Origin of the sequence: Olivibacter sp. LS-1 (assembly GCF_008245145.1) — a bacterium.
Lineage (GTDB): Bacteria > Bacteroidota > Bacteroidia > Sphingobacteriales > Sphingobacteriaceae > Olivibacter > Olivibacter oleidegradans.
Map to the genome: position 1 here is coordinate 5,189,150 of NZ_CP041643.1, position 13,464 is coordinate 5,202,613.

The 13,464-nt window shown below is 41.1% G+C and carries 12 protein-coding genes; 3 read left to right on the forward strand and 9 right to left on the reverse strand.

The features are described 5' to 3' along the window. Positions 1-85: 85 nt before the first annotated feature. The 5 genes from FKG96_RS21535 to FKG96_RS21555 all read right to left on the reverse strand — a co-directional run bounded on the left by FKG96_RS21535 (position 86) and on the right by FKG96_RS21555 (position 2,787). Positions 86-553, reverse strand: a complete 468-nt coding sequence (locus FKG96_RS21535) for a hypothetical protein (RefSeq protein WP_149106026.1) — start codon at positions 551-553, stop codon at positions 86-88. Positions 554-927: 374 nt separating this feature from the next. Continuing rightward, the gene (locus FKG96_RS21540; RefSeq protein WP_130856748.1) at positions 928-1,200 is read right to left on the reverse strand and encodes a hypothetical protein; all 273 of its coding nucleotides are present in this window, start codon (positions 1,198-1,200) and stop codon (positions 928-930) included. A 117-nt stretch (positions 1,201-1,317) separates the two neighbouring features. Further along, positions 1,318-1,608 carry a tyrosine-protein phosphatase gene (locus FKG96_RS27270; protein ID WP_354004747.1) on the reverse strand — a complete coding sequence of 97 codons (291 nt, stop codon included), beginning with the start codon at positions 1,606-1,608 and terminating at the stop codon, positions 1,318-1,320. After that, positions 1,517-1,738 carry a hypothetical protein gene (locus FKG96_RS21550; RefSeq protein ID WP_149106028.1) on the reverse strand — a complete coding sequence of 74 codons (222 nt, stop codon included), beginning with the start codon at positions 1,736-1,738 and terminating at the stop codon, positions 1,517-1,519. Before FKG96_RS21550 ends, FKG96_RS27270 begins: the two co-directional genes overlap by 92 nt. Before the next feature lie 14 nt (positions 1,739-1,752). Then, entirely contained in the window at positions 1,753-2,787 is a 1,035-nt protein-coding gene (locus FKG96_RS21555) for a hypothetical protein (RefSeq protein ID WP_149106029.1), read from the reverse strand. A gap of 304 nt (positions 2,788-3,091) precedes the next feature. Between FKG96_RS21555 and FKG96_RS21560 the strand changes: the two genes are divergently transcribed. Both FKG96_RS21560 and FKG96_RS21565 read left to right on the forward strand, forming a co-directional pair. Beyond that, positions 3,092-4,174, forward strand: a complete 1,083-nt coding sequence (locus FKG96_RS21560) for a sensor histidine kinase (protein WP_149106030.1) — start codon at positions 3,092-3,094, stop codon at positions 4,172-4,174. Continuing rightward, positions 4,171-4,899: a LytTR family DNA-binding domain-containing protein gene (locus FKG96_RS21565; protein ID WP_149106031.1), complete on the forward strand. Its 729-nt coding sequence runs from the start codon at positions 4,171-4,173 to the stop codon at positions 4,897-4,899. Before FKG96_RS21560 ends, FKG96_RS21565 begins: the two co-directional genes overlap by 4 nt. Before the next feature lie 106 nt (positions 4,900-5,005). On the opposite strand, the gene FKG96_RS21570 is transcribed toward FKG96_RS21565, so the two are convergent. The 4 genes from FKG96_RS21570 to FKG96_RS21585 form a co-directional block, all read right to left on the reverse strand. Next, positions 5,006-5,605, reverse strand: a complete 600-nt coding sequence (locus tag FKG96_RS21570) for an FMN-dependent NADH-azoreductase (RefSeq protein WP_149106032.1) — start codon at positions 5,603-5,605, stop codon at positions 5,006-5,008. Positions 5,606-5,843: 238 nt separating this feature from the next. After that, positions 5,844-7,676 (reverse strand): RagB/SusD family nutrient uptake outer membrane protein, encoded by a 1,833-nt coding sequence (locus FKG96_RS21575; protein WP_149106033.1) that lies wholly within the window; start codon positions 7,674-7,676, stop codon positions 5,844-5,846. Positions 7,677-7,687: 11 nt separating this feature from the next. Next, entirely contained in the window at positions 7,688-10,999 is a 3,312-nt protein-coding gene (locus FKG96_RS21580) for a TonB-dependent receptor (RefSeq protein WP_149106034.1), read from the reverse strand. Positions 11,000-11,242: 243 nt separating this feature from the next. Further along, positions 11,243-11,836: a TetR family transcriptional regulator gene (locus FKG96_RS21585; protein WP_130856739.1), complete on the reverse strand. Its 594-nt coding sequence runs from the start codon at positions 11,834-11,836 to the stop codon at positions 11,243-11,245. 330 nt (positions 11,837-12,166) lie between these two features. Here FKG96_RS21585 and FKG96_RS21590 point away from each other — a divergent pair, with 330 nt between their 5' ends. Then, positions 12,167-13,393 (forward strand): alkaline phosphatase family protein, encoded by a 1,227-nt coding sequence (locus tag FKG96_RS21590; protein WP_149106035.1) that lies wholly within the window; start codon positions 12,167-12,169, stop codon positions 13,391-13,393. Positions 13,394-13,464 lie beyond the last annotated feature (71 nt).

Below are 13,464 nucleotides of genomic sequence, written 5' to 3' on the forward strand. Positions count from 1 at the left end.
ACAACAAAGAAAGATTTTTGTTCGCTTTTCTATAGGAAAAAGCTCTTGATTTGATACCAAAAATCACTCCTTCATAAATCAAGGATTACGAAGAATTGCCGAGATAATTTCGTTCCAAAATGCGCTTCAATAGTAAAAAGGGCAGTCGATGCGATCTAAGGAACGTGTTCAATTCGTCAACGGGCATTTTCAATTCAAGCGCCAACAAAGAGAGAAAGGGAATGTCCAATTTTTGCAGTTCGGTTACTTCCTCAATACTGAATGAACCGATTGCTTCGCAATCATGGTATAAATCTTTCAGCTTTCGTATTTTATTCGCTTGTTTCTTTGTGTAGTCCTCGATCAGCTGCTTGTGATCACGCATGAAATCGTCAAAATATCGGTGCAACAAATGTACCTCTTGAAAGGGTACCTCAAAATCAAGACTTGTTATGGAGTCGTCGCTACGTCTACTTATCCGCACCAAAACGTTCACTTTTCCATCGAGGTGTACGTGTTCTAAAAGTTCAAGATAAGTAGTCCCGTCTGAAAGTTTAATGCTCTTTTTCCCCATGATATCCAAATGGCGACAATATACCAAATTACCAAGCAAAAATAATTTTTAGTTAATTTTTTAGACTAGCAACTAATACATTAATAAAAATAGGCTAACAAACAAAAATACAATAGGTTTCTTTTATATGCAATATCCTACTTTTTCAAAACTTATACTACAACAAGTGTTAGTTTAATACGTTTGCCGTTGATCTTAACTAAAATGCAATGCCGTAAACAGTAATTGTGATCTTCAACGTAAGTTTATAAAGGAAGGCTTCGGGCCGGACCCTTGCGTCAGCTAAGATGAGAAGACACGATTCGCTGTAGACTGAGAATCTTTCCATGCTATTAATCGAGAAAAAGTCGATATTTATATACAATGGTTACCGGTCACCACATCTCACCTAGCAGTTTCGACTTTATTTCCTGTCCCAGTATATCGTCCTCATTTAGATCAGACATCCGGACACAGAGTTCAAGATGCCAACTGTGTATAGATTCCTCAATGGTGCTACCAAACCCGAATATTGTATCCGAAATACCATAGTAACAGCAATACATTTTACGGTAAGGGAAGACAATAGGAGTCAATACAGTATATACGTAATTCAGTTCAAGAACAGAACCTATTTCTTCATGGATATGAGAATTGCTGCGCTCCATTTGCCGTATTTTTCATCAAATAGTATTCATTATGGAACCATAGACTAGCCATTTTGTTTATTTAAAATGATATTTTAAAGAAGGAAGGCAAATACTAAAACGCAGGTTAACCCGCTTTCAATGTTGAGAAACTTGCAATATGTTCAATATTAAGGCTGTTGCAATTCCCGTACGATCGCGGCGGCCGGTGCAGTGATGAAAAACCGCCTGCTTTTCGTACATTGTTAACAGGGCTTGGAATAACGGTTTGTAACGAATTGCCAGTGGATCTACCCGACTATAAAATGCTGTCAGGAAAGCAGGGAGTTCTTCAAGGTTAACTCCAAACAATGGGCAGTTCGACGCAGGTATAACCGCTTTTTCCAACGCAGCGTATGATATCTTGTGTAGTAAAAAAAGCGCCTTCAATACGCAAGATATTATCTTTGTCTTCCAGATCAAAATTGATTTTCGAGCCTGGGTAGATTCGAGAAAGAAGACGAATGATGCGTTCAGCCTCCTGGAGATGCTCAACATCGGTTCTAAAAACTTTGATCATGTTATTTGCTTGCTTTAATGTGTCTTATTCTTCCTTACCAGAAACGAAAACGGATTAAAGGATACCCCCAAATTAATGTAGAATGTTGGATCAGGACTTGTTTGAAATACCGGATCGCCAAAAGAATCTTCTTTCCGGAATAATCGGCCTGATGTTGTCAATTTCATTCCCGTCTTAGCCGTGAGCACAAAATATTTTGCTAAAAGATGTTCATACACCAATCCCGAATTAAGATCCAATTGCCTGTATTCATATCGCTGTGAAGTGCCGTCAAGATCGTAAACATAAAAAGAAGTTCTATCTAATTCGGTTCCCAAAGACAGACGCCCATTGTTAAAGACATATTTTCGAAGGTAAATATTTCTTGGCAGTACAATGTCGGCTATAAGCCCATTATTGAATTTATGCTCATAAGAAAAGGTTGGTATAAATGGTGTTTGTGCGCTGGGATCGATATTAACCAACATTCCAACCATTAACCTGGTGCGTTGATTGGCTTTCAACACCATCGTGGCGGTCAACAGCCCTTTAACCCTTTCGAAATGTCGGTCACTGCCATCACCGGAAATGCTAGAGGTATAGATGGTCCGTTTGTTAAATAGCTTAGAGAAATAGGTAAGGGTCAAGGCTGAAAAGAGGTAATGATAATCTTCATCCACCGTTTTAATTGCACCGGTGGGTAACGACAAATCTGTGTTTAGTGAGGTGTATCGATAACCGGCTGTTGCGCCCAAAAGCCACGTCTTTCTTTTTATAAAATTAAAATTAGCGCTAATGTCGGCCTGTCTAATGTGATTAACCTTACTCTCCGGAATCGCATTGGGGCCTTTCTCGGAAGTAAATTTGTAAGGTGCCGTCTGAATGAACTCGATATTCAATGGACGGGTAAAGGCAAATTTATCGGCTACATAGGCCACGGCTTTTTTTCGTATGTTTAAACTATCGGATGTTGCCCTATACAGGCTGTCTTTCTGTTGCGAAAAACATTTTGCTGAACACAGTGCCAATAAGTTAAACAGAAGGAAGCTGGTTTTCTTTAAATTATCCATTTAATCGAGATTTTTTTATGTTGATGCTATGGCAGACGTTACAGGATAAACCGGTACTACTCGGCGATAATCAAGTAACGATATTTCGGAGTCATTTTTACTTTCCATATAATCCGATATGGGATTAACAGTCCAAAGAAAAGCATAAGCTTCTGACTTTTTTGGGTTTTTAGACCAAAGCCCTTACATATTATACTAAAGCCTTTCTATGGTAGATTTGGTATAATAAATAACAAGGTTAGTATAAAAACTAGTGTACATACTGCTTATCGAATTATCTTTGCTAAGAATTTGATCTTCCCCAATGCAGCAGCAGGAATCATTAGAAATAAAGAATACAGCGATTATCCGACTAATTGTAGACGAGCGTTATCGAGCGTTTCGACATATTTTTCTCTTTTTAGGCCTCTTTGTTATGATCTCCTTTACAAATCCCTTATCAGAATACACGGGGCTTTATCGTTATTATCGTCGGTTTTGTGTTTTTGCTCATTTAATATTCATGTTCTATGTGAATATGAATATTTTGATCCCTAAATTTTTCTTCAAAGGTAAATATGTACTATATATAGTGTCTTTACTCCTACTGGTAATGATATGCCTCTTTATGATGAAGTTTTTACTGGAAAACACACTCGACCCACAAAACGTTTCTGTAAACTATCAAAAGGGCAACCCTGCTAAAGGATTCTATGAAACTACACTCATATTAACACCAGTCATATTGGTTACCACGATGATCAAGTTATTTCAACGTTGGATACGCGATAATGAGCGGATGTCTGATCTTAAAAACCTCACCCTCACCATGGAACTAAACGAGTTACGAAATCAGATCAATCCGCATTTTCTTTTTAACATGCTGAATGGGATTAAAGCGCTGGTTCGCAGTAACCCTGAAAAAGCGACGCTCGTTATCATGAAATTATCTGAGTTTCTTCGTTATCAACTTTATGAAAATAATGTAGAAAAAACACCGCTCCGATCCGAGATTGATTTCCTAACTAACTTCCTCGAATTAGAGAAGATCCGCCGGGATAACTTTCAGGTTGAGGTCAATGATCAGTCGACCATACATAACTTAAATGCTATTTTTTTACCCGCCAATATTTTCACCACTTTCGTCGAGAATGCCATCAAACATAGCATTGATATAAAGCAAGGGGAATCTTATATCCGTATTGACATAAACGTAAATAATCATAAACTTTATTTTGATTGTGTTAATTCAATAGATCCCAATTATGTCGCTTCAGATAAAAAGAACAGCGGACTTGGGCTGGCAAATGTTAAGAGACGGCTACATTTATTATACGGCGATAGTTATACATTAAATACCACTTCTAAAGTAAACGAATACCATGTTCACTTAATCTTACCGATATGAATTGTATTATCGTAGACGACGAACCATTGGCGAGAGATGAAATGCACGCGCTGATTAAAGATGTCTCTGACCTTGACATGCTGGGCAAATTCTCCAATGCGCCGGCAGCGCTCGATTTTATAAGCACCAATGAAGTAGATCTTATCTTTCTCGATATTCAGATGCCTATGGTAACCGGCCTGGAGTTTGCTGCACAAATCCCCAACCAGGTGCTCACCATTTTTACAACCGCCTATCCGCAATATGCCTTAAAAAGCTATGAGCTTGACGCCATTGATTACCTTTTAAAACCCGTTGATAAATCCCGCTTGGAAAAAGCAATACATAAAGCCGAAATATATAAAACGCTGCTTTCGCATGCTACGGAAAAGAACACCATTGAAGCGAATACGGAGCAGTACTTGATCGTCAAATCTGATCGTCGATTTTATCGGATAAACTTCGAAGATATCCGATTTATCGAAGGACTCAAAGACTATGTCGTGATTTATACCAAAAGCCAGAAACTGATAACAGCGATGAACTTAAAGGCCATCCATCAGAAAATTCCTTCCGGGATATTCGTCCGTGTAAGTAAATCGTATGTGGTTAACAAGAAATATGTTGAATCATTCGACCATCATACCATTTATCTAACAGATAATGAAATACCTTTAGGAGAAGTCTACAAAAATGATTTTTTTAAGGAATATTTAGGCAATGTCTCCAATCCAGATATTCCCTGATCAAATTTGTCTTTATTTTAGGTAATTTCCCGAGACTTTAGACGCCGACCGCAGCAAACACGCGAGGATCGACGCCTATCTTTCTAATTATATCACAGTTACTACTTTACACTACAATACTATCGATGGCCGTATCCAATGCAGTTTCCTGAACCGCCGATACGGCAAAACCTTCGCCCCGAATAAAAGTAACATCGGTAATGCCTATAAATCCCAGAGCCATTTTAAGATACGGTGTCACGAAATCGAAGGATTTATAGTCGCCGGAGCTGTAAATGCCGCCTGTTGTTACCGCTACGTAGGCTTTCTTTCCCGTTATCAGACCTACCGGGCCCTCCGGCGTATATTTAAAGGTAATTCCTGCGCGTGTAATATGATCAATCCATGCTTTCAAGGTAGATGAAATACCAAAGTTGTACATTGGAGCACCAATTACCAAAATATCCGCATCCATTATTTCCTGAATCGCCTGATTGGAATGTTGTATAGCTGCCCTATTCTCATCTGTGTATTTCTCAGCTGGTGTAAAAAAAGCATTGAGATGCACTTCTTCCAGATGAGGGAACGGGTTACGCGTTAAATCTTTCACTTTTACAAAAGATGCAGGCTCCTTTTCTCTAAGGCGGTCGATTACCGCATTCGCTAACTTGATACTGTTCGATTGCTCGCCCCTTGGGCTAGAAATAATATTTAGAATCCTTGCCATTTTATCTCTAATAATTTTTTGATTTGTTTTATGAGGTAAAATTAGGCAAGCAGCTCGCTGCCCGAAATAACATAGGTTAAGAAATTCGATTGATTTAGATCAAGAACTTACGTGACTAAGTAAACAATAAGGTGGGCAATTATCTCGCGGCTTTCCCAAATAGCGTAGTTAATAGGAAGGAAGTAGAGGGTGCCTAATGACAATCTAAGCTTTTTAGGCACCCTTATGAATATTTCAATTATTCCCAATCAAAAATCTGTTTAAGATTGGGATTGAGCATAATCTGTTGTTGCGGAATCGGTCGATAATAATATTTAGGGGCTACAAATGTTCCTACATCTTCTATTATCTGAATATTTCCCGCGTTTGCTCCTCCTAAGAAGACCGATACGTCCTGACCGAAGGTACCAACGCGGTAGTATTGGAGCACCTTACCCAAACTGTTGGTTTCTTTATCGTTAGGGATCGATTGCGAAGCAGGAAGCAAATAAATATCAGGCACGCCCTCACCCGTTAAATCATGTTTTCCCAACGAAGCAAAATAGATTCCCTGTGGTTCCTTTTCCAGTACTTTTCCCGCCTCCCACCGCATCAAATCATCATGTCGTAAACCCTCCATTGCCAGTTCTACCCTACGTTCCCTCCTGATTTCCAATAATTCGCTGCGCTGTGCAGACGAAAGGTTGGGAAATTTGGCAGCTTCAACTGGATCCATTGGCGGGTTTAAGGTCATGTGTGGCATACCAACACGATCCCTTAATTTATTCACCGTAATATCCAAGTCGCCTTGCGTAAGTTGCGCTAATTCGGCCCTAGCTTCCGCATAAATCAACAGGACCTCAGCAAAGCGATAAAGCGGCACATCCATATTATTCCGTACATCCTGATCTGTTGTATTATAAAAGCCTTTAATCTGATGATAACCCGAAAAGTTCTTCGCCAACTGTTGCACATATAAACCCGTTCCCTGCGCATAAGTACCGGAGCGCACCAAAACCCATCCCGGATAAGCAAAAGTTTGATATAAACGCGGATCGCGGTTGCTGAATTCTTCAACAAACTCGTTTTGCTGATAGTTAGGGCGACTGCTATAAAAAGAACCGTCCTTCATAAGATACGCCTGTACGAGATCCTTTTGCGGATAAGTCTCATAGTTGCCGAAAACCCCTTCGCCACTATCTCCATTCAGCACATTCGCTTGGTAAAACCGACCAAATATGATTTCCGGATTGCTTGAGAGATCCGCACTTGCGAAAAGGCTCCCATAGTCTTCATTCGGTTTTCCGGTAGAATAGAGACTAAAGGTCCCGCTGTCCATAATTTCTTTCGCCACAGCGGCGGCTTTTTGTAGCAGTTCATCAGCTGATTCTGACAAGTTCAGTTCAGCATGGTATTTCCGAAAAGTTCCTTCATATAACAAAAAGCGGGCATAATCAGCTTTGACCACCCAACGGTTCACGGCTCCTTTAGGGGCCGAAACATCCACATTGTTCATTGCGAACTCATAGTCTTCGATGAGGTGGTTGACCACGGTTTCCCGTGGGTCGCGCCCGGCAAATAAGATATCTTCGCTGTTTGCTTCCAATGGTACATCTATCCAGGGAACATCCGAATAGCGTTTTATTTTATCAACATAAAAGCGGGCACGGAAAAAACGGGCTAAACCTTCGAAGTGGTTTAAGCGGTCCTCTGCAGCGTTGGCCCTCCGGAAATGCGCCAAAAAGAAATTAAAATTTCTGAGCTGGCCCCAGTCCCACCCACCGGTAATTGTGGTAGAAGAAGGATTGGTGGTCATCATGGTTTTCAATTCCACATTGCCCGTCGAGAAGGCATTGTCGGTTAAGTTATAAGCATCTGCTGTATAAATACCGGTAGAAGGAAAATTGTAAAGATTATAAATATATAAGTTTAAGTCTCCTTCCGTATTGAAAAAATTGCCCGCGTCAATATCCGTTTCGGGTGTTTTTTCCAAAAAATCATCATTACAGCTTACTGTCGAAAGGGCTAGGAGTCCGATGAACAGGCCGATTTTAAGAAACTTGTTCTTCTTTGTATATTCTATTGCTGACATGTTTTTATTTTTTAAAAGATGGCATTGATTCCTACCGAATAACTCCTTTGAAAAGGGTAAGTCATTCCATTTCCTTTTCTACCGATGCCACTGGTCGGATCGGTATTGATATTTGCGTTCGTACTTTCGGGATCATAAAAATCTTTGATTCCCGACCATTCGAAGAGGTTCTCACCGGAGGCATAAATGCGAAGACGGGCCAAGCCTATTTTTTTTATCAATGTTTCAGGTAAAGTGTAACCGATTGTAATATTTTTTATACGCAGATACGAACCGTTAAGCAGATAGCCGGTTTGGGGAATGGCCAATCCCATCGCATCGTCAATTCTTGTTCCTAGGTTAGCATCAGCCAACCACGATTGCATAATCGGGTATTTTCCGTTGGGATTTGCATCTGCAAGTCCGAGGTTCAGATAAGATTGCGAATGACGCGCCCTTTGTTCATCACTATCGCCGGTAGGTCTATAAAAGTCGAGCAAATGCTCATAGATATTTCCGTAGGGCTGTTGGTAAAAGCCCCAATAAAGGTAATCGATTGGATAATAATCCCGTTTTCCAACACCTTGTAAAAAGACCCTGACATCAAAATTTTTCCACGAGGAGTTTAGATCAAGACCAAACTGGTAGCGTGGTGTTGAATTTCCGATTACGGTTAAATCCTTTGTGTCGTCCAGCGTATAGCCCTTTTCAATTTTTCCGTTACCGTCCCGATCGATATATTTGGGCCATCCCGGTACAATCTGTAACGCACCCCAAGGAATAATAGCTGACTCGTCTAATTGTGCAATCTCGTCGGTATTGGCAAAAAGTCCGTTGCTTTGCAATCCCCAGATTTCCCCCAGCTCCATTCCTTTGTAGTATTGCAGGATGCTTCCGTTCGGATTATCAAACCGTGTAATATGTGTTTTAGAATCGGAGAGTACAAAGCGGCCCTGGAAGGTCAGTGGGCTTCCGCCAACCTCATATTTATTCTGATATCCAAATGAAAGCTCCCAACCCTTGGTTTGCAGGTCGGCAGCATTTTCACTCGGCTCAACGGCACCCAATACGCCGGGGAGCTCCTTTCCGCGTGTTAACATATTGAGGGTGTTCCGTTTATACATGTCGAAAGTCAGCGTAATACGATCCTGGAGGAGCCCCATATCCAAACCGACATTAAGTGTATTCACCTTTTCCCACGTATAATTGGGTGAAACCAGGAGCGGCGGACTGATCATGGTCGGGCGCGAATCACCGATCAGGTAACCGGACTGTGAAGCCTCCATGAAAGGAAGATAGCCGTAGTTGGCCACGTTCTGATTTCCTAAGGAACCATAGGAAGCCCGAAGCTTTAGATTATTGACGGTCTGACGGATACCGTCCATAAAAGACTCCTGATCGATCCGCCATGCAGCGGAAGCGGAAGGGAAAAATCCGAAGCGTTTATTTTTGGGAAAGCGTGAAGAGCCGTCATATCTTCCGTTGAATTCCACGATATAACGGTCATTATAAATATAATTGACTCGACCGAAAGCACCTCTAAGCGCATAGGTCCTGATATCTTCCTCGCCATTGGTCAATCCTGTGGCTAAGCCAATCGTGGGATAAGATGAAGAAATCAGGTCCTGTTTGCTGACATAAAAAAATTCGTCACGGTAATTTTCCTGGTTATACCCCACAATGGCCGACAAACTGTGTTTTCCGAAGCTTTTATTCAATGTCCCATAGATATTGAATACTTGATAGGTAATAGATTCGGCATCTCTTCTGGCACTATTCTCTCCTTCCTCACGTACATCATTCGGACCATATCCGATTTGATATTTGGTATTATAAGAATTCGTGTTGATGGAGGTATTTCTAAAGGTAAAATCACTATTAACGGTGAGCAACTTATCCCAAAAAGACATCTCCGTGGTGAAGGTAGACTGAATCATGTTTTGTTTCACCGTCGTTGCACCACCGTCAACTAGTTGGGCGGCCAGCCGACCTACGGTTTCATTTGCCCAGGTGCCATCCGGATTCTTATCCCATGAAGTAGGAAAAATAGTATACAGATCATAAATACTGAAAGGAGTGTTCGTAACAGGCAGTGATGAGGAAGCTTGGCTGGGATTGCTGTAAAATCGGGGCGGCGATTTTCGGTTCGTATAGGTATAATAGGTGTTATTCCCAACTTTAAGCCACTTCTTTAAGTTATAATCAATTTTAGCGCGCAGACTATAGCGTTCATTGTAATCATCGGCCAAGGTTAACGGACTGTTCTGTCTGTTATAGCCGCCTGATAGGTAATATTGTGCTTTATTGTTTTCGCTCACGCCGCTAATGGCGAGGTCGTGATTTTGGTTGAAGTTATAATCATCCATAAAATAGCGGCTCCAGTCTCGATTACCCATATATTCCCATAAGCTGGGATCGGTAGGATTTACCCGTACCCCGGCGATAGACGGATTATCCGATCGTTCTTTGGCATATTGGTAAAATTGATCGCTATAATTAACGTTATCCCAAGGGGTATTATCGGTAGATAATTCCAGTAAACGCGAAAAGATGTAAGGGTCTGTCACCATTTTCGGCAAAACGGTAGGTTTATTTAGGCTGAAATTATTGGAGTAGCTGACGGTAGCACCCGCTACAGCGCCTGTTTTAGTTTTAATTAAAATCACCCCAAATGCCGCCCGCGCCCCATAGATGGCCGCAGCGGACGCATCTTTGATCACCGACATCGTCTCAATGTCCTGTGGCGCTATCAGGTTCAGTTCAGCGGCACTTATCTGCACACCATCAACCAATATAAGCGGCCCGCCACCATTGATGGAAGTGATGCCCCGAATGTTGATGTCCGCCGCTTCACCCGGACCACCGGATGCAAAGCGGATATTTAAATTTGGCACCATTCCCTGCAAACCTTGCGCAACATTTGCTATTGGCCGATTCTGTAGGTCTGTTGCTTTCACTTGGTCGACCGCACCGGATAGGTTCACTTTCTTCTGTGTTCCGTAACCAACCACGACAACTTCGTTAAGGCTTTGTTTGTCATCGGCCAATATGATGTCGTAATGCTCAGCCGCTGTTACCTTTACCTCTTGCGGCAAATAACCAATGGCAGAGATATGCAGCACATCCCCTGTTTTTACTTTTAAAGAGAAAACGCCGTCTATCGTTGTCGACGTTCCCTGTGTCTTACCAACAATGGCAATACTCACACCGGGCAGTGTTTCGCCAATCGAGTCTTTCACCGTTCCGGAAATTGTGCGGTCATCTTGACGCACCTGTCGGCCATATACCCCATACTGCCAGATGATCAGCGGGCTTATGACAAGTAACAGTAAAATCTGTTTCATAACTATTTTTTAAGATTAGGGATCTGGCAACAAAGATGAATTTCAGATGTTAAGGAGGAATTAATATATCGTTATTTTAATTGAACATTCATTCAATTAAAAAAGAAAAGACACTTACTGTCAGTCACTATCATAAGCCACTAACCTTATGGCGGCGTTGTTACGATCAATAAAGATGCGCAAGTCCGCTTCCGAAATATGCAGACAGAATAGCAAATTAGGAAGGAATGCTTGTAGGAGACGCTAGGTTAACTTTAACAGATCATAAACTTCTTCTTTGTATTGATTGAGTCTATTTTCGACCATCGACTTATCTTCTACCAACGATAAATAAAAATAAGCGCCATCCAGAAAAATAAAAATCAGATCAGCCGTATGCGCTGGGTTCGTTAGACGCAGCTGTTCCCGGTCGTTCAATTTAGCGAGTATGGTGCTAAGCATCGATCGTAACGAGTCGAGAATGGTAATGTATTTACGCCTAATTTGTTTGTTCCGGAAACTCTCTGCATAAAAGTCGTAGAATAGACTATCATCAAATAATTTGTTCCATTTCTTTGAAAAGAGTCGATCAATAATATCGTAGAGGTCTGTCAGGCTATAATCTTTTTCCTTGTCTATGTTGAAAATCAGCAGATAGCGTTCCAATAAGTAATCGATCAACGCTTCCTTTAAATCCTCTTTAGTAGCAAAATAATGGATGATAAGGCTGGGGTTTATATTCATCACTTTAGCCACTTTTGCTATTGAAGTATTGGCGTAACCAATTTTTTTTGCTACTTTATAGAAGACTTTGATAATCTCCTGTTTCCTGATATCTTTTATACTTTTTCTACCCATATATTTATCGTACTGAAATCGGTTACAAATAGATGAGTTATTATTGAATGAACATTCAATTAATTAATAAAATAAAGATTTCTTAATGATGGCTTAACTGCTCAAGCTGAATTTTACCGCAATGAATGTAAGTACGACAAAAAGAAAAACCCAATGTCATCCCTATTAAAGAACCAAGTTAATCAATCCTTTCTGATTATGGGGATAATTCGGGATATTTGATTTTTGCCGAAAGATTTAAAACATGAAACCATCATGATTTATTCAAACCACACAGGGGAATGAATAAATCTGATAGCTTCATCACCACTAAAAAGCAAATTTAAATAGATGAAAAAACTTAGTATTTTAGTTCTATTCTGTATGTGCTTTGGCCCCGTCATTGCACAACGACAAAAAAAGGTAGTTTTCATAATTGCAGATGGCATTTCAGCCGATGCATTGGAGCGAACAGACGTGCCAAATATGAAAAAGTTGATGGCGAAAGGCGCCTACCTTCGCGCTTACCAAGGGGGTGAAGCAGGCTCGTATAGTGAATCGCCAACAATTTCTGCTGTAGGCTATAACAATGTACTAACAGGCGTTTGGTATAACAAACACAACGTTCCGGATAATGATATCAAAGATCCCAATTACAACTATCCAACGATTTTCCGTTTACTGAAAGATGCTTTTCCAAAGAAAAAAATTGCCGTTTTTTCCAGTTGGCAAGATAACAGAACGAAGTTAATCGGCGAGAACCTGGCACAAACGAATTACATTAAGATGGACGAAGCGTTCGATGGGTTGGAATTGGACACAGTGAAATATCCACATGACGCGAAACGCCGGTTTATGTTGGCAATTGATCAGGCAGTTAGCGCTAAAGCTGCCGAATCGATTGCCGAGCGGGCACCCGACCTCTCCTGGGTATACCTCGAACACACGGACGATATGGGCCACATGTATGGCGACAGCCCCGAATACACAGAGGCTATACAAAAGGTAGATGAAGAGGTTGGGCAAATTATGGCCGCTATAGACGAACGCGAAAAAAAATTCAACGAAGACTGGCTACTCCTGGTAACTACGGATCACGGCAGAGCAGAAAAAGATGGTAAAGGCCATGGGGGGCAGTCCTTTCGCCAGCGCTCAGCATGGATTCTCAGCAACAGGCCACTTAAAAACACCTATAGTGCAATGCTATACCCTTCTGTCGTTGATATTCTACCTACCATTGCCCGATATATGGAGATTCCTGTTCCGACAATAGCCGCACGCGAATTGGATGGTATTTCTTTAATGGGCGAAGTAGCAATAGCGCTTCCAAAAGTTCATCGCCTAAAAGAACACCTCGACATTTTTTGGACTCCCCTGAAGCAGGAGGGCGAAGTGAAGATCTGGCTATCCACCACCAATAATAAAAAAACGGGCAAAGAAGATGAATATCGGCTCATGGGCACGTATCCATTAACCGGTAAACATGCGCTTGTTTCTATCAAAGATATTCCTTCCCCTTTTTATAAAATAGTGTTGGAAACGCAAGACAATACGGTCAATCGCTGGGTAACCGAATAAAGGTTACCTACAGATCTAATATGCTTATCGTTTATCCCCATTTATAAGGGTTTAACTGCTTTTGGCCGGCC